This is a genomic window from Streptomyces albiaxialis (assembly GCF_039530985.1).
GTDB classification, from domain to species: domain Bacteria; phylum Actinomycetota; class Actinomycetes; order Streptomycetales; family Streptomycetaceae; genus Streptomyces; species Streptomyces albiaxialis.
Window position 1 is genome coordinate 72,036 of the sequence record NZ_BAAAPE010000017.1, and the last position, 20,835, is coordinate 92,870.

Genomic DNA, 20,835 nt, shown 5'->3' on the forward strand with positions numbered 1-20,835 from the left:
ACGTGCGCATCGAGTGCCCCGTGGTCAGCGGATATTCCTCCCCGCGTGGTGGTGCGGGGAGCACGCCGGCCCTTCCCCGGAGGGTACTGCGCCCGGGGAAGGGCCGCATGTCCGGCGGGCGGCGCGCGTGACGTGAGAGCCGCGCCGCCCGCCGGGGCTCAGCCGACGCGGGACGGGGTGGAGGGCGGCGCCGCGCCCTCCCCGGTGCCCCAGTCGGACGGCTTCGGACCGGTCTCGAAGGACAGGTCGCCGCGCCGCAGGTCGTCCGTGGTGATCCAGGTGCGCGACAGGTCCTCGTCGCCGAGCCGTACGGACTGGACGTACCGGTTCTCGCGGTCGGTGCCCTCGGCCTCGACCGTGAAGTGGCCGCGCGGGTACCAGCGCCGGTCGAGGGAGAGCGTCACCTTGTCGAAGACGGGCGTGGACAGGCCCCAGGTGTCGGTGCCGGGGAAGGCCGGGAAGACGCCGAGGGACGTGAGGACCATCCAGGACGACATGGTGCCCAGGTCGTCGTTGCCGGTCACGCCGTCGGGCCCGTCGGTGAAGAGGGTGAGCGCGGCGTGGGTGACGTCGGTCGTCTTCCAGGGCTGCCCGGTGGAGAGGTAGGTGTACGGGGCAATGAGGTCGGGCTCGTTCTGCGGGTTGTACTTGTCCGCGTTGTAGTAGTCGTACGGCCCGTTGACCCACACCTCGCGCGCGGTCTTCTCCGGGTCCTTGAGCAGCTCCTCGTAGGCGAAGAAGGAGTCCAGGCGCTTGCCCGTGGCCTCGCGCCCGCCGATCAGCGACATCATGCCGGGCAGGTCCTGCGGCACGAGCCACATGTACTGCCAGGACGTGCCCTCGTGGAAGCCCTTGCTCTTGGCCGGGTCGGCCGGTCCCGTGAACTTCCCCTCGCCGTCGCGGGCGCGGAAGAAGCCGGTGCTCTTGTCGTAGACGTCGCGGTAGTGCTGGGCCCGCTTCGCGTACCGCGCGGCGTCCTTGCGGTGCCCGAGCCCGTGCGCCATCTCGGCGAGGGCGGCGTCGGACAGGGCGTATTCGAGGGTGGCGGAGGCGCCGTGCTCGAAGTCGGAGTCGCCGGGCTTCTCCCGCTCCCCGTCGGGCAGGAAGGGCACGAACCCGTCCTTCAGATACTGCTTGTTGCCCATCCGGCCGACGTACGGGGAGTCGGCGGGCGGCACCCCGTCGGCGTTCTTCTTCAGCGCCCGGTAGGTCTCCTCCTCGTGCCCCTTCAGCAGGCCCTGCCGGTAGGCGTTGGTGAGGAAGGGGGTGACGGGGTCGCCGGTCATGATGTTCGTCTCGACCGTGCCGTAGCCCCACTTGGGCAGCCAGCCGCCCTGCTGGTCGACCTTGAGCAGGGAGAGCGCCATGTCGCGGGACTCCTGCGGGGCGAGCAGCGCGAGGAGCTGGGCCTGGGTGCGGTAGGTGTCCCACAGGGACCAGTTCTGGTAGTACGTGAAGCCCTTCGAGCGGTGCACCTTGTTGTCCCAGCCGGTGTAGCGGCCGTCGACGTCCTCGCCGATGTTGGGGTGCAGCAGGGCGCGGTAGAGCGAGGAGTAGAAGACCCGCCGGCGCTCCTCGCTGCCGCCTTCGGCGCGCACCTGCCCGAGCCGCTTCTCCCACGCGGCGCGCGCCGCCTCGCGGGTCGCGTCGAACGAACGCCCGCTCTCCGAGGCGAGGTTACGGGCCGCGCCCTTGGCGTCGACGTACGAGAGCGAGGTCGTGGCCTCCACGTCCCGGTCGCCGCCGCGGGTGTCGAAACGGACGTACGCGCCGCGCTTCCCGCCGCCCTCCGAGGCGCGGCTGCCCTCGGTCACCTCCTCGCCGCTCCAGGTGCCGCTCTCGTCGAACGGCCGGTCGAAGCGGGTCAGCGTATGGACCGTGTACTCGCGGGTGTCCTGGCAGAAGCCGCGCCCCGTGATGGACGTCTGGACGGTCCGGTCGTCGAGGACCCGCACCGTGCTCTTGGTGACCTTGTGCAGGGCCTGCCCGGTGTTGAGCAGGACGTTGGCCTTGCCCGTCGCCGGGAACGTGTAGCGCTGGTGGCCGGTGCGCTTCCCGGCGGTCAGCTCGGCGCGCGTACCGCCGTAGTCGTCGAACGTGACGTCGTACGCGCCGGGGGACGCGCTCTCCTTGTCGTGGCTGAAGGACGCGGCGTACTTCTCGTTGTCCGTGCTGGTGATGTCGCCGGTGGTGGGCATGACGGGCAGGTCGCCGCCGAGCCCGCAGCCGACGCCGGAGAGGTGGACGGAGGAGAAGCCGCGGATCGACTTGTGCTCCCAGTCGTATCCGGTGGTGTGCCCGGTGTCCGGGGAGAGCTGCACCATGCCGAACGGCACGGCGGCGCCGGGGAACGTGTTGCCCTCGTTGCGGGTGCCGATGAACGGGTTCACGAGGTCGGTCAGCCGCTCCCCGCCGCCGTCCGCGGCGGCCGGCGGCGGTGCGCTGAGCAGTCCGGCGCAGAGCGCGGACACGGCGAGTCCGATGAGACCGCGGATGCGGCGGGCACGTACCAAGGCGGGCCTCCGAGCGAACGACTGAACGAGTGACAACGTTGTCGGGTGGGCGTTCCCTGACAGGCTCGTGAGACCAACAGTCTCTGTCAATACCCCCGTTCACACCTGTCGCACCGTCAGGCGGGCTCCACCGCGTGCTCCGTGAACCGGCCGCAGGCCCGGAAGCCCAGGCGGGCGTAGACCGGTTCGCCCTCGGCCGAGGCCTGGAGGACGGCGACGGGCCGCTCCCCCGCGTCCCGTTCGCGGGCGGCGTGCAGCGCGGCGAGGGTCATCGCGCCCCCGTAGCCGCGGCGGCGGTGGGAGGCGCGCGTGCAGATGTTGTAGATCCCGGCGACGCCCGCGTGGTGGACGACCTCGGCCGAGGAGACGGGGCGCCCGCCCGCGTAGCCGACGAGGAACCGGGACGGGCTCTCCTCCGCGAGCAGCCAGGGCGCGGCCCGCTCGTAGAACTCGGGGACGGTGGCCGAGGGCGGGTCCCAGTTCGCGGCGAGCACGGCCGCGTAGTCGGCGAGCCGGGCGGGAGTGGTGACGGGCCGGATGTCGAGCCCGTCGGCGTGCGCCCGGGGCGGCGCGTCCGTCAGCTCGGCCCACATCGCCGTCTCCCGCTCGGAGGCGGCCACTCCGGCGGCGGTCAGCCGGGCGGAGAGGTCGGACGGCCCGGAGGCGGGCCCGGTCCACCAGGAGAAGTGCCGCCCGCTCGCGGCGAGGTCCCGGACGGTCTCCTCGATCCGCGCGTCGGCGGCCCCGGGCCGGAAGCGGGCCATGGCCACGATGTTGAACGTGTCGTCGTCGAGCCCGCTGTCCGCGATCAGCAGATCGCCGGTCTCGGTGACCGTCGCGCCCGGCATGTGCCGGTGCGGATGGCAGGCGTGCTCGGCGAGATTGCGCTCCATCCGGTCGAGCAGGTCGTGCATGGGTTCCATGGCGCCGATCCCATCACGGGCCTTGAGGTGCGGGCACGCGCGTTTTGCCCGCACCGTGATTCCATGCCGCGATGACGCACTCGAACGGCCGCCCCCCGGTCTCCGTCCGCCCGCGGACCGCACACGACCTCGACGCCTGCGTACGCGCCCTCGCGGCCGTCCACGCTCGCGACGGCTACCCGGTGAACTGGCCCGAGCGCCCCGCCGCCTGGCTCGACGAGCCGTCCCTGCTCGGCGCCTGGGTGGCGGAGCTGGACGGCCGGGTCGTCGGCCACGCGGCGCTGGCCCGCCCGGCCCCGGGTGACGCGGCACCGGCGCTCTGGCGCGCCCGCGCCGGGGACGAGGGCACGGTCGTCGTCGGGCGTCTCTTCGTCGACCCGGCGGCCCGTGGCCACGGCATCGGCGCGCTGCTGCTGACGAAGGCGACGGACGAGGCGCGGGCCCGGGGCCTGCGTCCGGTGCTGGACGTCGTCGCCAAGGACGTCGCGGCGGTGGCGCTGTACGAGCGGCTCGGCTGGGAGTACCTGGACACGGTCGAGCAGCCCTGGGGCCCGGACGGCGGGAGCGTCTCCGTCCGCTGCTACGTCACGCCGTAGCCTCGCGGCCGGGCGCGCCGGAGCCGGGGAACCGCCAGCGCGTCGGGGCCCGCATGTCGGAGTCCCAGCCGAGGACCACGCGGGGCCGGACCAGGAAGGCGGGTCCCGCGGCCCCGGAACCGTCGGCCACGCCCTCGTCGGCCGCGACGACGTCCCAGTCGTACTTGGCGTTGTACGCGGCCACGAACCGGCGCAGCCGCCTCTCCCCCGCGACCGCCTCCGCCATGCCCTCCACGATCACCGGCCGGACGCCGTCGTCCAGGTGGACCGAGATCTCCGGATTGCGCGGCAGGTTTTGCCGGGCGAGCGAACCCGTGCTGAACCAGAACCCGTCCGCCAGCCAGACCCCCCACACCGGGCGCGTGTGCGGCCTGCCTTCGGGGCGCGTCGTCGCGATCCAGTACGTACGGGCCGCGGCGAGGCGCTCGGCCGCCCAGGTCCAGGGCAGGAGTTCGCCCGGCGGCATCCGCACGCCGAACATGACCGGAGCCTCCGGCACGGGGTCGGGCAGTGCCCCCGCCTCCCTCATACGGTCCACGGTAGGCCCCGCCGTACCATCCCGGCATGGCGATGTTCGTTCACCTCACGTCGGCCGCGAACGCGCCGCGCGTGCGGCGGTCCGGGATCCGCGCCGCGAGCCACGGCCGGGAGGGCGGGCGCGGCGTGTACTGCTTCCCGGTACTGCCGTCGTACACGCTCACCCACCAATGGCTGCGCGAGCTGGGCCGGTTCGGCACCAGGGGCGGGCTCGTCGCCGTCCATGTGCGGCTGGACGACGCGCAGCCGGTGCTCGTCGGGCCGTACGGGCGTGGGGCGGAGCGGGAGTCCGTACCGGCGGCCGAGGCGGTGCGGCGGATCGCGGAGCTGGACGACCCGCGCGGCTGGGAGGTGTTCGTCCCCCGCGCGGTCCGCCCGCGCGAGGTCCACCGGATCCGGGGCGTGCCGCAGACCGTCGGCTGGCGCTACCGCCCCGACGCGCACGGCGTACGCCCCTGCACCTGCTACGGCTGCCGGGAGCGCGGCGCCTACGGGTCACGGCGGCTGCGCGAGCGGCTCCCCCACCCGCTGGACGGGCCGCCGCCCCCGGTCCGGGTCCTGCTGGCCCGTGTCGCGGCGGCGGGCGACCCCGGGGACCCGGCCGTGCTGCGGGAGGCGCTGCACTGGTTCGGCATGCGCCGCCGGGGCCCGCTCGCCACGCTCTCCCGCCTCGCCGCCCATCCCGACCCCGGCGTCCGCGAGGAGCTGGTGTGGGCGGTGGGCCGCTGGTCCACGCCCGGCGTCGGCGCCCTGCTGGCCTCCCTCGCCCGGGACCCTCACCCGGACGTCCGCGAGGCGGCGGAGGCGGTCCTGGAGGACTGACCCCGCTCAGCGGGCCGACGGCCGCCCGTGGTGGGCGAGTTCCGCGTGCGGGTCGGGGCCGTCGGCGGGGGCCGTCGTGTGGTCGGTGTGGACGGTCGCGGCGGTCAGCCGGGGCACGGCGTGGATCAGCGCGTGCTCGGCGGCGACGGCGAGCGCGTGGGCGCGCACCACGGTCAGGCCGGGGTCCACGACGATGTCGGCCTCGGCCCGCAGCGCGTGGCCGATCCAGCGCATCCGCACCGACCCGACCGCGCGGATCCCCGGCACGTCGCGCAGCGCGGCCTCGGCCGTGTCGACGAGGGCCGGGTCGACGGAGTCCATCAGCCGCCGGTAGACCTCGCGGGCCGCGTCGCGCAGGACGAACAGGATCGCGGCGGTGATGAGCAGGCCCACGACGGGATCGGCCTGACGCCAGCCGAGCGCCGCGCCCCCGGCGCCGAGCAGCACGGCCAGCGAGGTGAAGCCGTCCGTGCGCGCGTGCAGCCCGTCGGCGACGAGCGCGGCGGAGCCGATCCTGCGGCCCGTATGGATGCGGAGCCGGGCCACCCACTCGTTCCCGGCGAAGCCGACGAGCGCCGCGGCGGCCACGGCCCACAGGTGGATGACGTCGCGCGGGTGCAGCAGCCGGTCCACGGCCTCGTACGCGGCGAAGGCCGCCGAGGCCGCGATCGTCCCCACGATCACCACCCCGGCGAGGTCCTCGGCCCGCCCGTACCCGTACGTGTAGCGGCGGTTGGCCGCGCGGCGGCCGAGGACGAACGCGAGGCCGAGCGGCAGGGCCGTCAGCGCGTCCGCGGCGTTGTGCACCGTGTCGCCGAGCAGCGCGACCGAGCCCGAGAGCGCGACGATCAGCGCCTGGACGACGGTGGTGGCGCCGAGGACCGCGAGCGAGAGCCAGAGCGTGCGCATCCCCTCGCGCGAGGTCTCCATGGCGGCGTCGACCTTGTCGGCCGCCTCGTGGCTGTGCGGCTTCAGCACGTGCCGGGCACGATGCCGCAGCCCGTGGCCGTGCCGGTGCTCGTGCTCGTGCCGGTGTCCGTGTTCGTGCCCGCGTCCGTGCCCCTCCATACGCTCCATGGCACGCCACCGTGGCACACGAACCCCGTTGCGGCTACTGCCGTTCTACACCCTCTGACCAGGTGCGACGCGCTCGCAACTGCGCAACGTCGGCCCGCATCGGGAACATGTCGGCGAGTTCGCCGCCGGAGGGCTCGCCCGGGACCCGACTGGGCGAGCGACGTCTCGGCGAAAACCCGGATGCTCGTGCGATACGCGGACAACTAGTGTCCGGGTATGAACTCCCGCACAGCCGTCCAGTTCCGCGAGATACCCGAGACCGAGATCGAGCGCGCCCTCGCGCACGCGTATCTCGTCTTCCACGAGGTCCCGGACGAGGACGACATCCGCAAGCACCACCACGACGTGCTGCGCCGCTCGCTGCGCCTCGGGGCGTACGAGGGCGACGAGCTGGTCGGACTCCTCGCCGCCCTCCCCTTCGAGCTGTCGGTCCCCGGCGGCGAACTCGCCTGTCCCGGTCTCTCGTTCGTCTCCGTCGCCCCGACCCACCGCCGCCGCGGCGTGCTGTCCGGGCTGATCGGCGAGCTGTACCGGCGGTGCGCCGAGCGGGGCGCGCCGGTCGCCGCGCTGTGGGCCTCCGAGGCGTCGATCTACGGCCGGTTCGGCTTCGGCCCCGGCACGCACGGCGCGACCGTCGAGATCGACTCCCGCCGCCCGCTCGCCCTGCGCGTCGAGCCGGACGAGCGCCCGCTGCGCCTGATCGACCCGGCCAAGGCCCCCGACGTGCTCGGCCCGTACTACGCGCGCACCCGTGCCGCCCGCGCGGGGCGTATCGCCCGCTCCGAGTCCTGGTGGCGGGACGCCTGGATGTCCGAGAAGGACGAGGACGACAGCGACATGTCGCCGCCCCGCGTCGTGACCCTCGGCGAGCCCGTCGCGGGATACGCGATCTACCGTACGAAGTCGGGCGACGACGCCCCCGGGCTCGTCCGGCTGGACGACCTGGAGGCCGACTCTCCGCAGGCCGCCGCGGCGCTGTGGCGGTACCTCGCCTCGATCGACCTGACGGGCACGGTGCGCGCCTGGGGCCGCCCGGTGGACGATCCGCTGCTGCTCTTCGCGGGCGACCGCGACCAGGTGCGGGTCACGAGCGAGTTCCCCGCGCTGTGGGTGCGGCTCGTGGACGTGCGCGCGGCGCTGGAGGCCCGCGCGTGGGCGGCGCCGGTGGACCTCGTGCTGGACGTACGGGACGAGACCGTCCCGGCCAACGCGGGCCGCCACCGTCTGACCGCGTCCCCCGAGGGCTGCGCCTACGCCCCCACGGAGGACGCCGCCGACCTCGCCCTCGACGTACGCGACCTGGCCTCCTGCTACCTCGGCGGCACCCGCCCGACGGACCTCGTCGCGGCGGGCGTGGCCACGGAGCACACGCCGGGCGCGGCGGCGTCCCTGGACGCGGCCCTGCGCACCGCACTGCTGCCGCACACGGTCGACGAGTTCTGACCCGCGCCCGCCTCCGGGTTCCGGACCGCGCCACCGGGGAACACGGCCCGTCCGGGACCGGACAGGGAGGCGGCGACATGACCCCGAACACCCCGAAGGCCCCGGGCACCCGGCCCACCACCGGACGCCCGGGGCACGCGACGACCCCCGCACGGGGCCGGGCCCCGGACGACCCGAGCGGCCCCACCCCGGAACCACACACCCCGAACACCCCGAACACCCCACGCCACCGGCACACCACCGGAGCCCCGGAGGCCCGAACGACGCCCGTGCGGGGACAGCGACACGAGCCCGGGCCCGGCGCCCCGAACACCCCGCCCGCCCGGCACGCCCCCGGACACCCCGAGGCCCCGACGACACCCGCACGAGGACGCGGACCCGGCGGCCCGGGCGGACCCGGCGGGCCCGAGCCCGGGCCCGCGCCGGGGCCCGCTCCTGGGCCTGGGCCCGGGCCCGATCCGGGGCCGGCGCCCGATCCCGTGCCGCCCGCTCCGCCGGAGCCCTCGCCGGACCCGGCGCCCGCTCCTCCGCCCACGCCTCCCCCGGGTCCGGACCCGAGGCCGCATCCGGAGCCGCCGGCTCCGCCCGACCCCGAGCCGCCCTCGCCGGGGCCGCCCGGCCCCGTGACCCGGCCGGGCGGACGGGCGCGTCGGCACATCGGCTAGAACCGGTCCGGGTGGCGGCGCGCCAGCAGCAGGTAGCCGATGAGCGCACCGGCGATCAGCAGTCCCACCAGGTTCTCCGTGGTCACCGCTCCACTCCCTCCACGACGGTCGGCGGTCGACCGTCAGCGTGGGGCCGTGCGTGCCGTACGGCGGCGACGGGCGGCGTTCCCGTACGCGTTCCTCACGCGCCTCCGCCCGTCCCTGGCGTCTCCTTGACGCCGGGGGCGCGCGCGTCCTCCCAGGCGCGGAAGTGCCGCAGCCCCGCCAGCGCCACCCCCACGGCGACGGCGAAAATCCCCGCCGCCACCAGGAACGGGGCCCGCAGCCCGAGCGTCTCCGCGAGCCGCCCGCCGAGCAGCGAGCCGAGGGCCAGCCCGCAGAACGACAGCAGACGCGTCGTCGCGATGACGCGCCCCCGCAGCGCGTCGGGCGTGACCTTCTGCCGTACGGAGGACGCGAGGACGTTCCAGAGCGCCGCGTGCCCGATATAGGCGGCGAGGGCGACGGCCACGACGGCCAGGCGCGTGGTGAGCGCGACGGCCGTGAACGCGAGGCAGCCGAGCGCGAGTGCGGCGACGATCGCCCGGCCGTAGCCGAGGCGGGCGCGCAGCCGCCCCGCGCCCCACGCCCCGGCCAGCCCGCCGAGCGCCGAGGCGGACAGCAGCACGCCGTACCCGGTGGGGCCGAGGCCGAGGACGTCGCGGGCGTACAGCACGAGGTACGAGAACGGGATCATGTACCCCACGCTGGCCAGCGCCCCGATCACGACCGTCGTACGGACGATCCCGTGCCGCCACGTCCAGGCGGCGCCCGCGCGGATGTCGGCGAGGACCCCGGCGGGCCGCGCGGCACCGGGCGGGTGGCCGTAGTCGCCCCTGAGCCGGAAGAAGCTGATCCCGGCGGCCAGGAACGCGAGCGCGGTGAGGCCCGGCGGCGCGAAGGCAGCGGCGGCGAAGAGGAGCCCGCCGAGCGGCGGTCCGAGGAACTCGTCGATGATCAACTGGGCACCGGTGAGCCGCGCGTTGGCCCGGTCGAGGCCGTCCTCCGGGACGGCGCGCGGCAGGACGGCGAAGACCGTGTTGTCGGAGAGGGTCTCGGCCAGGCCCATCACGACGGAGACGGCGTAGAGCGATGCGAGCGTGACGTGCCCGGTGGCCACCAGCGCGGTGAGCGCGCCGAAGACCGCCGCGCGGCAGAAGTTGGACAGGTGGAGCAGGGCCCGCCGGTCGGCCCGGTCGATCAGCACTCCGGCGCCGAGGACGGCGAGGATCCGCGGCACCGTGTAGGCGAGCGGCAGTCCCGCGACCGCCGCGGGGTCGTCGGTCACGTCCGCGGCGAGCAGCGGCAGCGCGACGAACGTGAGGCCGTCGGCGAGGTTCGACGCCGCGTTCCCCGTCCAGATCCGCCGGTACTCGGCCCCCGGCCCCACTCCCCACACCCCTCCCGTACGCCGTACGCCATCCCCCGCCGTCGGGCACTCCTGCCCCGCGCGTACGCGCGTCATCCGCGCCGGAAAACCCTTTCCCCGGGGGCCGTCCGCCCTGCTACGGTCGCGCCCATGAGCCTGAGTCAGCGTGCCGCACAGACGACGACGCCGGAGAGTGTCCCGGCGCGCTGACCGTTGTCCTAGTCGAAGCCCCGGGGCGAGCGCCCCGGGGCTTCGTCATGGGCTCGTCGGCCGCTCGCCGCCGGTTGTCCGTGAGGAGACCGCCCCATGTCGGCGAACGAGAACGAGAACGACCACCGCAGACTCGGCCGCGAGCTGGGCCTGTTCGACACCGACCCGCTGATGGGCGCGGGCCTGCCGTACTGGCTGCCGGACGGCGCGGCGGTGCGGCACGCGCTGGAGGAGTACGTCCGCGAGGCCGAGCGGCGCGCGGGATACCGGCACGTGTACTCGCCCGTGCTGGGCAAACGCGAGCTGTACGAGCGCTCGGGCCACTGGGCGCACTACAGCGACGACATGTTCCCCGCGATGGACCTGGGCGGCGAGCAGGTCGTGCTGCGGCCCAGCATGTGCCCGCACCACGCACTGATCTACCGCTCCCGGGCGCGCAGTTACCGCGAGCTGCCGCTGCGGATGGCCGAGCTGGGCGGCCAGTTCCGCTCGGAGCTGTCCGGCGTGCTGGGCGGCCTGACCCGCGTACGGGCGATGCAGCTCAACGACGCGCACGTGTTCTGCTCCCCGGACCAGGTCGCGGACGAGGCGCGCGGGGCCCTGGAGCTGATCCGGCGGGCGTACGCGGCGCTCGGCATCGCCCCGGCGCGCTACCGGCTCTCCCTGCCGGGCCCGGACGGCAAGTACGTCGCGGCCCCGGAGCTGTGGCGCCGGTCCACCGCGCTGCTGCGGCGGGTCCTGGACGAGGCGGGGCTCGCGTACGAGGAGGGCGAGGGCGAGGCCGCGTTCTACGGGCCGAAGATCGACGTCCAGTTCGCGGACGGGGCCGGGCGCGAGTCCACCCTCTCGACCGTGCAGGTCGACTTCCACCAGCCCGAGCGGTTCGGCCTGTCGTACATCGGCGCGGACGGCGCGAGGCACCGCCCGGTCATGGTGCACCGCAGCGTCGTCGGCAGCGTCGAGCGGGCCGTCGCGCTCCTGGTGGAGGAGCACGGCGGCGCGTTCCCGCCCTGGCTCGCGCCCGTCCAGCTCGCCGTCCTCCCGGTGGCGGAGGCCGAACGGGCGAACGCGGAGGAGTTCGCCCGGCACTGCGTCGGGCTGGGCCTGCGGGCCGAGACCGCCGGGCCGGAGCGCGGCAGCCTGGGGGCCCGTGTACGGGAGGCGCGGCTCGTCCCGTACCAGGCGGTGATCGGTCCCCGGGAGGCCGCCGACGGCCGTGTCGCGCTGCGGTTGCGCGACGGGCGGCGGTTCGGCCCGCTGCCCGCGGCCGAGGCGGCGGACCGGATCGCGGGCGTGGTCGCGGGGCACGGCGCGGAGCTGTGGAAGCCATGACGCCGTGACGCCGTAAGGCCGTGAAGGGGTCCGCGAGGAGCCCACGACGGGCCCGGAATGGGCGAAATCACCCATTCGCCAGTTTCACACCATTCGCACTTTCTGTGAAGCTGGTGGCACTCATGGTGACAGTCCCCTACATCAGGAGTGCTGGTGATCCTCTCCATCTCGGGCGTCGTGCTGCTCGGCGTGATCGTCTTCCTCTTCTTCCGCAAGGACGGGCTCAAGCTGTCCCACGCCCTCGTCTGCGCGCTCCTCGGCTTCTACCTGGCCGGGACGGCCATCGCGCCCGGGATCAAGGCGGGAGGCGAGAGCCTCGCGAGCCTGCTCAGCGGAATCAAGCTGTAGGAGCCGTCGGAACGGGAGGAGACGCGCGTGAGCCGGTGGGCGCTGCCCTGGCGAGGGGGCGGACGGCAGTTCGTCCGCACGGGCGCCGACGGCATGCTCGACGTGCTGTACCCGGTCCTCGTGCTGGTGCGCGGGGCCGGGCGGCTCGCGACGCTCGCCAAGACGCGCTGGAAGCGCACCCCGAAGGAACGGCGGGGTCCCGCGCTGTTCCTGGTCGTGGCGTGCGGCCTGGTGCTGTGGCTGATGCCGTACGGGCCGCTGATCGCGGTCGCCTCCTTCGTCGCCGCGGCGGCCTGGTACGGACGGGAGCGCGCGGGCGAGATCGTCGAGGAGGACGAGGGCCCGGGCGAGGACGAACTGGCCCGGCTCCAGGCGCTCTACGAGGCGCTGGTGCCGTACTTCGCGATGCCGGACGACCCGCACGCGGAGCCGATGTACGCCCACGACGGGGAGTGGGGACGCGCGTTCGAGGAGTTCGAGTTCTCCCCCGAGGGGCGGCTCAGCGCCCTCCGGCTGCGCTATCCCGCGCACTTCCGCGACGGGGAGCCCGAGGAGCGGCTGCGCGTCGAGCAGTTGCTCGCGGCGAAGTCGGGGCGCGGGCGCGAGTACCGGTTCGCCTGGGACGAGGAGCGCAACCGGCTGGAGATGACGGTGCTGGCCCCGCTCCTGACGGGGATCCACGCCCAGCGCTTCGTGACGGCCCCCGGCGAGACGGTCCTCGGGTTCACCGACGGCGGCGCGGTGCGGCGGACCGTGCCGGTGGCCGTCGCGGGGATGGACGGCGCCGTGGACGTCCCCCCGGTGGTGTGGCGCACCGGCGCCCGCTCCACCGAACCGCACCTGCTGGCCATGGGCGTACCGGGCTCGGGCACGAGCACCCTGCTGCGCTCGGTCGCGCTCCAGGCGCTGCGCCGCGGCGAGGTGCTGGTCGTGGACGGCGACGGGGGCGGGGAGTTCGCCTGCCTGGCCGCACGGCGCGGAGTGCTCGGCGTCGAGTCGTCGCTCGCGGGCGCGCTGGCGTCCTTCGAGTGGGTCGTACGGGAGACCGAGCGCCGCCTGCTGGCCGCGAGCCGCGCGCGGCAGGTCGGCGAACAGGTGCCGGAGGACGCGCGGAGCCCCCTGTGGGTGCTGGTCGACCGCCCCGCCGTCCTCACCCACCTGGCACGCGCCGAGGGGCAGCGCGACCCGCAGGAGCTGCTCCAGGTGCCGCTGCGGCACGGGCGCGCGGCCGGGGTGAGCGTGGTGGTGGCCGAGCAGTTCGAGGGCGCGGAGGACCTGGGCCAGGCGGTACGCGCGTACACCCGGGCACGCGTCGTCCTCGGCCCCGTCACCCGCGACCAGGCACGCGCGGTCCTGGGCGAGGCCCCCCAGTCGGGCCCCGCCGCCGACACCCCGCCCGGCCGCGGCTTCGCCCGCCTCGGCACGGGCCCGGTCCTCCGCCTCCAGGTCCCCGCCACCCCCGACCCCTACGACGAGGCCGCGGGCGAGGCCGAACGCGAGGCCGTCCGGGCCCTCCTCCCGGACCGCCCGGGCCTGGACGACCCAGACCCGGAAGCCCCACTCCCGACCGCATAGAAGTGCCCCGAAGGAGCGCGGGGAACTGCGCGCCCAGCCACGACGCACCCGCACCCCGCAATGCACCGAACGCGGCACGAACCGGCCCGGAAAGGGGCGCGGGGAACTGCGCGCCCAGCCACAACAAAAGGCGCACCCCGCAACGCACAGCAAGAGGCACCCGAACCCGGCCGGCGAGTCCCGGGCAACGGGAAAGGGGCCTCAGGGGCGCGGGGAACTGCGCGAGGAACCAGGACGCACCCGCACCCCGCAAGCCACCGCAAGAGGCACCCCGTACCCGGCCCGCGAGCAGACCCGGGCCACCGGAACGGCGGAGGTCAGGCCACGTAGCTGCGGGGGGCGTCGAACTCGGTCGGCGCTCCGGACCGTACGAGATCGGCCGCCGCCGCGAGCCGGGACGCGGCCTCACGGGCGACGGGGTCGGCGATGGTGAACGGCAGCCGCACATACCCCTCGAACGCGCCGTCGACGCCGAAGCGCGGCCCCGAGGGGACGCGGACCCCGAGCCGTTCGCCCGCCTCCGCGATGCGCGAGCCCGACAGCCCCCCGGTCCGCACCCACAGCGTGAGCCCGCCGCGCGGAACGGTGAACTCCCAGTCCGGCACGTGCCGGCGGAGCGCGGCGACCAGCGCGTCCCGGTTCTCGCGGGCGCGGACGCGCCGTTCGGTGACCGCCCGCTCCCACCCCTCGCCCGTCATCAGCGCGGTGACGGCGAGCTGTTCGAGTACGGGGCTGCCGAGGTCGGCGTAGGCCCGCGCGGCGGTCAGGCCGCGGATGACGTCGGGCGCCGCGCGCACCCAGCCGATCCGCAGCCCGGCCCAGACGGACTTGCTGACCGAGCCGACGGTGATGACGGTCGAACCGCCCGGGTCGAACGAGGCCATGGGCGCGGGCGGTTCGAAGTCCTCGTCGAGCGGCAGGTCCGCCATGGTCTCGTCGGCGACGAGGACGGTGCCCGCCGAGCGCGCGGCGGCCACGAGGGCCCGGCGCTGCTCGGTGCCGGCCAGCGCGCCGGTGGGGTTGTGGAAGTCCGCGACGACGTACGCCATGCGCGGCGCCGCCTCGCGCAGCGTCTCGCGCCAGGCTGTGAGATCCCAGCCCGCGAGCCCCTCGGTCATGGGGACGGGCACGAGCCGGGTGCCGGTCTCGCGCAGGAGCTGGAGGACGTTGGCGTACGAGGGGTGCTCGACGGCGATGCGTTCGCGGCGCGGGGTCAGGAGCCGCGCGAGGGCCGCGACGGCGCCCATGGCCCCGGTGGTGACCATGATCTGCTGCGGCATGGTCGGGACGCCGCGCGCGGTGTAGCGGTCGGCGAGTGCCTGGCGGAGGACGGGGAGGCCCGCGGGGTAGTCGCCGTGGGTGTGGGCGTACGGCGGGAGTTCGGCCAGGGCCTCCTGGAATGCGTGGGTGAGGTGCGGCTCGGGCGCGGGCAGCGCCGCGCAGCCGAGGTCGATCATCGAGCTCTCGGTGTCCGGCGGCAGGGGTTCGAGGCCGCGCGTCGGCAGCGGGTTCCCGGCGGGGACGGCGGTCCAGCTCCCCGAGCCGCGGCGGGACTCCAGGAAGCCGTCGGTGCGCAGCGCCTCGAAGGCCGCCGCCACGGTCGTACGGCTCACGGAGAGCGCGGCGGCCAGCTCGCGCTCGGCGGGGAGGCGGGTGGCGACGGGGATGCGGCCCTCCAGGACGAGGAGGCGGAGCCCGTCGGCGAGGGAACGGTAGGCGGGCACCCGACGGGCGCCGGGCACGCCGGAAGGGCCGTCGCCGTGTGCCCGCGCGGCAGCGCCCGTGTGCTGCGAGCCGAGGAGCCGCGCGAGCTGCGGTGCTCCCACCGCCGAGTTCCAGTGCGCCATGGTTTCCGGTCCACCTTTCCGGGATTGGCCATGGAAGTGGCCTGCTTCCAGGCCCCAGAGTGCCATGAGTGAGTCCAGTGGCACGAGAAGGGGGTAGATCTTTGTCCGCGGTGAAGGGATCCGGAGGGCACCTCGCGCGGCGCCTGACGATGCTGTACGTCGGCCTGGTGCTCTACGGCGCGAGCGCGGCGCTCATGGTGCGCGCGGGGCTGGGCCTCGACCCCTGGGACGTCTTCCATCAGGGGCTGTCGGAGCGCACGGGCCTGTCGATCGGCACGATCGCGATCATCGCCGGGGCGGCCGTCCTGCTGCTGTGGTGGCCGATGCGGCAGCGCCCGGGGCTCGGCACGTTCTCGAACGTCTTCCTGGTGGGCCTCTCGATGGACGCCACCCTGTGGCTGCTGCCCGGCCAGGAGCTGCTGGCGGTGCGGATCCCGCTGCTCGTGTCCGGCGTGGTGCTGAACGGGGTGGCGACGGGGCTCTACATCTCGGCCCGCTTCGGCCCGGGGCCCCGCGACGGCCTGATGACGGGCCTGCACAAGGTGACGGGGCGTTCGATCCGGCTGGTGCGCACGGGTATCGAGGTGGCGGTGCTGGGGACGGGGATGCTGCTCGGCGGCTCGGCCGGGATCGGGACCGTGCTGTACGCGCTGGCGATCGGCCCGCTGTCGCAGTTCTTCCTGCGGGTGTTCGCGCTGCCCGGCGGGAGCGGCCCGACGCGGGTGGTGGCCGAAGGGCAGAAGAAGCGCCGCGCGATACTGCGGTGGTGACGAACGGACGACGGCCACGCCTGCCCCTCCCCTCCGGGAACCCCTCCCGGCACCCCTTCCTCGCGCACGAGGGGCCGCTGGCCTTCGCCCACCGGGGCGGGGCCGCGGGCGGCACGGAGAACACCCTCTCGGCGTTCGCGCGGGCCGCGGCGCTCGGCTACCGCTACATGGAGACCGATGTGCACGCCACGGCCGACGGGCGGCTGGTGGCCTTCCACGACGCGACGCTGGACCGGGTGACGGACGGCAGCGGGCCGATCGCGCGGCTGCCGTGGTCGGAGGTCCGGCGGGCCCGGGTGGCGGGGAGCGAGCCCGTGCCGCTGTTCGAGGAACTGCTGCGGGCCCTGCCCAGGGTGCGGTGGAACGTGGACGTGAAGTCGGAGGCCGCGCTCGCCCCGCTGCTGCGGCTGCTGGAGGAGACCGGCGCCTGGGAACGGGTGTGCGTCGGCTCGTTCGACGAGGCACGGGTCGCCCGGGCCCAGTCGCACGCCGGGTTCCGGCTGCTGACCTCCCTGGGCACGAGCGGCGTGCTGGGCCTGCGGCTGCGCGCGTACGGGCTGCCCGCGCGGATCCGGGCCAGCGCGCGCTGCGCCCAGGTGCCGGAGCGGCACGGCGCGGTGCGGGTGGTGGACCGCGCGTTCGTCCGCGCCGCGCACGCCCGCAGCATGCAGGTCCACGTGTGGACGGTGAACGAGCGGGAGCGCGCCGAAGCCCTGCTCGACCTCGGCGTGGACGGGATCATGACGGACGACCTGGAGATGCTCCGCGACGTGCTGGACGCACGGGGCCACTGGCCCACCGCCCCCTGAGCCCTGCGGCTCCCTGAGCCCCGCGGCCTCCTGAGCCCTGCGCCCTATCCGCCCACGCGGCCGAGGAAGTCGCCGACGGCCGAGGCGAAGCCGTCCGGGTCGTCCTCGTAGAGCCAGTGCCCGCAGCCGGGCATGTCCACCAGCTCGGTGTCCGCGCGCTCCCCGGCCATCCGGCGGGCCGTCTCCGCGCCGAGCAGGAAGCTCTCCTCGCCGTGGAGCAGCAGCGCGGGCTGCCGTGAGGCGCGCCAGTCGGCGGAGAAGTCGCCCACGAACGAGCGCTGCGAGGCCATCATCTCCGAGGTGTCGAAGAGGAAGCCCCAGCCGTCCTCGAACTCGGCGGCGCTGTCCAGGAAGTACCCGGCGTCCGGGATGCCCCGTGCCTCGACGGCGGCGCCCAGCGCCTCGCGGCTCGGGGCCCTGCGCGGCCACCCGGACACGTCGAGCACGGGCTCGGTCTCGGGCCGCCGGTTGAGGACGGTCCCGTCGGCGACGATCAGCGCGGAGACCAGTTCGGGGCGGCGGGCGGCGAGCAGATAGGCCACGGCGCCGCCCATCGAGTGGCCGAGGACGGCGGCGGGCGCCAGGCCCAGTGCCTCCAGGAGGGCCGCGGCGTCGTCGACGTACGTACCGGGGACGAGCGTGCCGCCGTGGTCCGAGCGCCCGTGGGCGCGCTGGTCGGGGGCGATCACCCGGTGGCGGCCCGCGAGGGCGCGGGCGAGCGGCGCGAAGATCCGCCCGCGTCCGAAGTGCCCGTGCAGCGCGAGCAGCGGCGGCCCGTCCCCTCCGCTGTCGAGATAGCTGAAGGAGTGCCCGTCGAGGGTGATCCGGTGTTCGGTGAACTCCCCGGCGGAGGGGTCTGCGGGCATGGCGGTGCGGCTCCGTTCGCGAGGGGCGGCTGAGGGACGGGGAGTGGGACGGGAGAGGGGCGGGTGAGGCGCGGGACAGGATGCCAGCGCCCGGACGGCCGGGCATCCGGTTTTCGGCCCGCCGGGGCCGCGCGGCACGGCCTGTAGTCTCCCCCGAAGATCACGACCGTACGACGAGGGGCGGGGCCGGAGTTGAGCACGGTGACGGCACGTCCCGCGGAGCCGGAGGGACCGGTTCCGGGGGACGGGGACGGTGAAGGCGCCGGCGACGCGGAGGCGCTCGCGCGGCGCCGGGAGCAGCGGGGCTGGTACGTCTACGACTGGGCGGTCTCGGTCTTCTCCACGAGCGTCCTCACCGTTTTCCTGGGCCCGTATCTCACGGAGGTCGCCAAGGCCGCGGCGGACGCGGACGGCTATGTCCATCCGCTGGGACTCCCGGTGCGCGCGGGCTCGTTCTTCGCGTACGCGGTCTCCGCCTCGGTGCTGCTCTCGGTGGCGGTGATGCCGCTGGCGGGCGCGCTGGCGGACCGCACCGGCCGCAAGAAGCCGGTGCTGGCCGTCTCCGCGTACGTGGGCGCGGGCGCGACGTCCGCGATGTTCTTCCTGGACGGCGAGCGCTATCTGCTGGGCGGCGTGCTGCTGGTGGTGGCGAACGTGGCGCTCGCCGTCTCGATGGTCGTCTACAACGCCTTCCTGCCGCAGATAGCCGAGCCCGCGGAGCGCGACGAGGTCTCCTCGCGCGGCTGGGCGTTCGGATACGCGTCCGGCGCGCTCGTCCTCGTCGCGAACCTCGGGCTGTTCCTGGGCCACGACGCGCTGGGCGTCAGCGAGTCCATGGCGGTGCGGATCTGTCTGGCCTCGGCCGGGGTCTGGTGGGCGGTGTTCGCGCTCGTCCCGCTGCTGCGGCTGCGCGAGCGCCCGTACGCGCGGCGGGGCGACGGCGTCGGCGGCGGATACGGACGTGTGTCGTTCGGCGACGGGTGGCGGCAGTTGGCGGGGACGGTGCGCGAGCTGCGGCGGTATCCCCTCACCCTGCTCTTCCTGCTGGCGTACCTGCTCTACAACGACGGCATCCAGACGGTGATCACCCAGGCGTCCGTCTTCGGCTCGGAGGAGCTGGGCCTGGACCAGACGACGCTGATCGGCGCGGTGCTGCTGGTGCAGGTGCTCGCGGTGGCGGGCGCGCTGCTGATGGGACGGCTGGCCCGCTCGTACGGCGCGCGGCGCGTGATCCTGGGGTCCCTGGTGGCGTGGACGGTCACGGTGGCGGCCGGTTTCGCGCTTCCCGCCGGGGAGCCGGTGTGGTTCTACGCGCTGGCGGCGGCGATCGGCCTGGTCCTGGGCGGCAGCCAGGCCCTCTCGCGCTCGCTCTTCGCCCAGCTCGTCCCCGCGGGCAAGGAGGCGGAGTTCTTCTCGCTGTACGAGGTGAGCGACCGGGGCACGAGCTGGCTGGGGCCCCTCCTGTTCGGCCTGGCGTACCAGCTCACAGGGGAGTACCGGGTGGCGATCCTGTCCCTGGTGGTGTTCTTCGCCCTGGGTTTCGCACTGCTGTGGCGGGTACCTGTGAGACGGGCGGCGGCCGCAGTGGGGAATGCGGATCCGGGCCGGATTTAGCCACAAGGGGGCAAGGGCGGTAGTGTACGCCTTTGGCTCACCGGATGGACCGTTACTGCACGCCAAAGAGATGCGAACAGTGGGTGACATCTCCTGTCAGTTGTGACAAACCGGTCACCGGGGGGTACCGCATATTCAACGAGGCGGCGGCAAGTCGGGCGACGCGTGTCCCATACGGGAATCTTCACCGCCGACCGGACGTTGACCGGATGACGACGACAGCGACACCTGTCCTGTGGGCGACAAGCCCGGGAGGCACGAATTCATGAGTGAGCGAGCTCTTCGCGGCACGCGACTCGTGGTGACCAGCTACGAGACCGACCGCGGCATCGACCTGGCCCCGCGCCAGGCCGTGGAGTACGCATGCCAGAACGGACATCGTTTCGAGATGCCGTTTTCGGTGGAGGCCGAGATTCCGTCCGAGTGGGAGTGCAAGGTGTGCGGCGCACAGGCGCTCCTTGTGGACGGAGAGGGCCCGGAAGAGAAGAAGGGGAAGCCGGCGCGTACGCACTGGGACATGCTCATGGAGCGCCGTACCCGCGAGGAGCTCGAAGAGGTCCTCGAGGAGCGGCTCGCCGTGCTGCGGTCCGGCACGATGAACATCGCGGTGCATCCGCGTGACGACAACAGCGGGGGCAAGCGCAAGTCCGCCTGACCGAGCGGCAGCGCCTGCGCCACGCCCGACCGGCACACAGCGAGAGGGCCTGAGACCATCCGTGGTCTGAGGCCCTCTCGCTGTGCTGTTCCGGCACCCTTCGGGGGCGCCCGGTCCCGGTCTTCCGGGCGCCCGGTCTTCCGAGGCGCCCGGCCCTCGGGGGCGCTCAGTCCTTCGCCGGCGGCTCGTCGTCGCGGATGACCTCGCCCTGGACGACCTTGCCGTCGGGCCGGTGCATGCGGATCTGCTCCTCGGCGCTGCGTGCCTGCTGATAGGCCTCGCCGAGGCTGCCCGGCGCATGGGGCCCGGGGCGCTCCACCGAGCGCCTGGCGGCCCCGCGCAGCAGCTTCGCGGTGGGCGGGAAGAGGCACAGCAGCCCGGCGGCGTCCGAGAGCAGGCCCGGGATCATGATCAGCAGGCCGCCGAGCATCGCCATCCCGTTGCCGCGGCCCTTGCCCGCGGCGAGGCTCTCCTCGTCCGGCGCGACGCCCGCGCGGGCCTGGTCCTGGGCGCGCTGGACGGTCTCCGCCAGGTTCTGCCAGGCGCGGCGTCCCGCGCGCTTGACGACGGCGCTGCCGAGCACGAAGCCCGCGAGGATCAGGATCAGCACCAGCAGCCCGCTGGTCGCCTCGGCGACCAGCATGAACAGCCAGATCTCCAGCACGATCCAGGCGGCGACGGCGAGCGGCAGGAGGGTCCGGGCCCGGGAGCGGCGGGGCTTCGGGCCCCTCCCTCCGGCTCCTCCGGGCCCGCCGGGGCCGTCGCCCGGCTGCTCGTTCTGCGGCTCGTACGGGAACGGTGCGCGCGTCGTCATAGTGCAAGTGT

General features: G+C 74.6%; 19 protein-coding genes. 10 read left to right on the plus strand and 9 right to left on the minus strand.

All coding sequences use genetic code 11. From position 1 onward, the window contains the following. Positions 1-158: 158 nt before the first annotated feature. Complete coding sequence (locus ABD343_RS34245; RefSeq protein WP_425578346.1) at positions 159-2,513, minus strand: GH92 family glycosyl hydrolase; 2,355 nt, start codon at positions 2,511-2,513, stop codon at positions 159-161. A gap of 116 nt (positions 2,514-2,629) precedes the next feature. After that, positions 2,630-3,406, minus strand: coding sequence for a GNAT family N-acetyltransferase (locus ABD343_RS34250; RefSeq protein WP_344534076.1), 777 nt, complete (start codon positions 3,404-3,406; stop codon positions 2,630-2,632). A 101-nt stretch (positions 3,407-3,507) separates the two neighbouring features. On the opposite strand from ABD343_RS34250, the gene ABD343_RS34255 reads away from it, so the two are divergent. Further along, positions 3,508-4,032 (plus strand): GNAT family N-acetyltransferase, encoded by a 525-nt coding sequence (locus ABD343_RS34255; protein ID WP_344533983.1) that lies wholly within the window; start codon positions 3,508-3,510, stop codon positions 4,030-4,032. Here the strand turns inward: ABD343_RS34255 and ABD343_RS34260 are convergent. Beyond that, positions 4,022-4,561 (minus strand): pyridoxamine 5'-phosphate oxidase family protein, encoded by a 540-nt coding sequence (locus tag ABD343_RS34260; RefSeq protein ID WP_344533985.1) that lies wholly within the window; start codon positions 4,559-4,561, stop codon positions 4,022-4,024. The two genes, ABD343_RS34255 and ABD343_RS34260, sit on opposite strands and share 11 nt — an antisense overlap. 35 nt (positions 4,562-4,596) lie before the next feature. On the opposite strand from ABD343_RS34260, the gene ABD343_RS34265 reads away from it, so the two are divergent. Next, the gene (locus ABD343_RS34265; RefSeq protein WP_344533987.1) at positions 4,597-5,391 is read left to right on the plus strand and encodes a HEAT repeat domain-containing protein; all 795 of its coding nucleotides are present in this window, start codon (positions 4,597-4,599) and stop codon (positions 5,389-5,391) included. Positions 5,392-5,397: 6 nt separating this feature from the next. On the opposite strand, the gene ABD343_RS34270 is transcribed toward ABD343_RS34265, so the two are convergent. Beyond that, complete coding sequence (locus ABD343_RS34270; RefSeq protein ID WP_344533988.1) at positions 5,398-6,468, minus strand: cation diffusion facilitator family transporter; 1,071 nt, start codon at positions 6,466-6,468, stop codon at positions 5,398-5,400. Between the two features lie 216 nt (positions 6,469-6,684). Here ABD343_RS34270 and ABD343_RS34275 point away from each other — a divergent pair, with 216 nt between their 5' ends. Then, the gene (locus ABD343_RS34275) at positions 6,685-7,911 is read left to right on the plus strand and encodes a GNAT family N-acetyltransferase (RefSeq protein WP_344533989.1); all 1,227 of its coding nucleotides are present in this window, start codon (positions 6,685-6,687) and stop codon (positions 7,909-7,911) included. A gap of 661 nt (positions 7,912-8,572) precedes the next feature. Here the strand turns inward: ABD343_RS34275 and ABD343_RS34280 are convergent. Continuing rightward, positions 8,573-8,662 carry a K(+)-transporting ATPase subunit F gene (locus ABD343_RS34280; RefSeq protein WP_344533991.1) on the minus strand — a complete coding sequence of 30 codons (90 nt, stop codon included), beginning with the start codon at positions 8,660-8,662 and terminating at the stop codon, positions 8,573-8,575. Between the two features lie 95 nt (positions 8,663-8,757). Beyond that, positions 8,758-10,080 carry an MFS transporter gene (locus ABD343_RS34285; protein ID WP_344533993.1) on the minus strand — a complete coding sequence of 441 codons (1,323 nt, stop codon included), beginning with the start codon at positions 10,078-10,080 and terminating at the stop codon, positions 8,758-8,760. A 210-nt stretch (positions 10,081-10,290) separates the two neighbouring features. Between ABD343_RS34285 and thrS the strand changes: the two genes are divergently transcribed. The 3 genes from thrS (at position 10,291) to ABD343_RS34300 (ending at position 13,449) form a co-directional block, all read left to right on the plus strand. Then, positions 10,291-11,526, plus strand: coding sequence for a threonine--tRNA ligase (gene thrS, locus ABD343_RS34290; RefSeq protein WP_344533995.1), 1,236 nt, complete (start codon positions 10,291-10,293; stop codon positions 11,524-11,526). Between the two features lie 153 nt (positions 11,527-11,679). Further along, positions 11,680-11,874 (plus strand): hypothetical protein, encoded by a 195-nt coding sequence (locus tag ABD343_RS34295; protein WP_344533997.1) that lies wholly within the window; start codon positions 11,680-11,682, stop codon positions 11,872-11,874. Positions 11,875-11,901: 27 nt separating this feature from the next. After that, positions 11,902-13,449, plus strand: coding sequence for a P-loop NTPase family protein (locus tag ABD343_RS34300; protein WP_344533999.1), 1,548 nt, complete (start codon positions 11,902-11,904; stop codon positions 13,447-13,449). Positions 13,450-13,766: 317 nt separating this feature from the next. Here the strand turns inward: ABD343_RS34300 and ABD343_RS34305 are convergent, their stop codons facing one another. After that, the gene (locus ABD343_RS34305) at positions 13,767-15,296 is read right to left on the minus strand and encodes an SCO1417 family PLP biosynthesis transcription factor (protein ID WP_344534000.1); all 1,530 of its coding nucleotides are present in this window, start codon (positions 15,294-15,296) and stop codon (positions 13,767-13,769) included. Positions 15,297-15,445: 149 nt separating this feature from the next. Here ABD343_RS34305 and yczE point away from each other — a divergent pair, with 149 nt between their 5' ends. Both yczE and ABD343_RS34315 read left to right on the plus strand, forming a co-directional pair. Then, a complete protein-coding gene (yczE, locus tag ABD343_RS34310) occupies positions 15,446-16,066 on the plus strand; it encodes a membrane protein YczE (protein WP_344534078.1) in 621 nt (206 codons plus the stop codon). After that, entirely contained in the window at positions 16,063-16,875 is an 813-nt protein-coding gene (locus ABD343_RS34315; RefSeq protein ID WP_344534001.1) for a glycerophosphodiester phosphodiesterase family protein, read from the plus strand. The genes yczE and ABD343_RS34315 overlap by 4 nt, the downstream gene beginning before the upstream one ends. A gap of 44 nt (positions 16,876-16,919) precedes the next feature. On the opposite strand, the gene ABD343_RS34320 is transcribed toward ABD343_RS34315, so the two are convergent. Further along, entirely contained in the window at positions 16,920-17,741 is an 822-nt protein-coding gene (locus ABD343_RS34320) for an alpha/beta fold hydrolase (protein ID WP_344534002.1), read from the minus strand. 192 nt (positions 17,742-17,933) lie between these two features. Between ABD343_RS34320 and ABD343_RS34325 the strand changes: the two genes are divergently transcribed. Next, complete coding sequence (locus ABD343_RS34325; RefSeq protein ID WP_425578347.1) at positions 17,934-19,355, plus strand: MFS transporter; 1,422 nt, start codon at positions 17,934-17,936, stop codon at positions 19,353-19,355. Positions 19,356-19,620: 265 nt separating this feature from the next. Continuing rightward, complete coding sequence (locus tag ABD343_RS34330; RefSeq protein ID WP_344534005.1) at positions 19,621-20,010, plus strand: RNA polymerase-binding protein RbpA; 390 nt, start codon at positions 19,621-19,623, stop codon at positions 20,008-20,010. Between the two features lie 166 nt (positions 20,011-20,176). Here ABD343_RS34330 and fxsA read toward each other — a convergent pair whose 3' ends face one another. Next, entirely contained in the window at positions 20,177-20,824 is a 648-nt protein-coding gene (gene fxsA, locus ABD343_RS34335; protein ID WP_344534007.1) for an FxsA family membrane protein, read from the minus strand. Positions 20,825-20,835: the final 11 nt, after the last annotated feature.

Bases quoted from the DNA above. Each gene is read 5' to 3' on its own strand.
- ABD343_RS34260 (WP_344533985.1), bottom strand. From the start codon at position 4,561: ATGAGGGAGGCGGGGGCACTGCCCGACCCCGTGCCGGAGGCTCCGGTC.
- ABD343_RS34270 (WP_344533988.1), bottom strand. From the start codon at position 6,468: ATGGAGCGTATGGAGGGGCACGGACGCGGGCACGAACACGGACACCGG.
- ABD343_RS34275 (WP_344533989.1), top strand. From the start codon at position 6,685: ATGAACTCCCGCACAGCCGTCCAGTTCCGCGAGATACCCGAGACCGAG.
- ABD343_RS34305 (WP_344534000.1), bottom strand. From the start codon at position 15,296: ATGGCGCACTGGAACTCGGCGGTGGGAGCACCGCAGCTCGCGCGGCTC.
- ABD343_RS34330 (WP_344534005.1), top strand. From the start codon at position 19,621: ATGAGTGAGCGAGCTCTTCGCGGCACGCGACTCGTGGTGACCAGCTAC.
- thrS (WP_344533995.1), top strand. From the start codon at position 10,291: ATGTCGGCGAACGAGAACGAGAACGACCACCGCAGACTCGGCCGCGAG.
- ABD343_RS34250 (WP_344534076.1), bottom strand. From the start codon at position 3,406: ATGGAGCGCAATCTCGCCGAGCACGCCTGCCATCCGCACCGGCACATG.
- yczE (WP_344534078.1), top strand. From the start codon at position 15,446: ATGCTGTACGTCGGCCTGGTGCTCTACGGCGCGAGCGCGGCGCTCATG.
- ABD343_RS34265 (WP_344533987.1), top strand. From the start codon at position 4,597: ATGGCGATGTTCGTTCACCTCACGTCGGCCGCGAACGCGCCGCGCGTG.
- ABD343_RS34255 (WP_344533983.1), top strand. From the start codon at position 3,508: ATGACGCACTCGAACGGCCGCCCCCCGGTCTCCGTCCGCCCGCGGACC.
- ABD343_RS34320 (WP_344534002.1), bottom strand. From the start codon at position 17,741: ATGCCCGCAGACCCCTCCGCCGGGGAGTTCACCGAACACCGGATCACC.
- ABD343_RS34285 (WP_344533993.1), bottom strand. From the start codon at position 10,080: ATGACGCGCGTACGCGCGGGGCAGGAGTGCCCGACGGCGGGGGATGGC.
- fxsA (WP_344534007.1), bottom strand. From the start codon at position 20,824: ATGACGACGCGCGCACCGTTCCCGTACGAGCCGCAGAACGAGCAGCCG.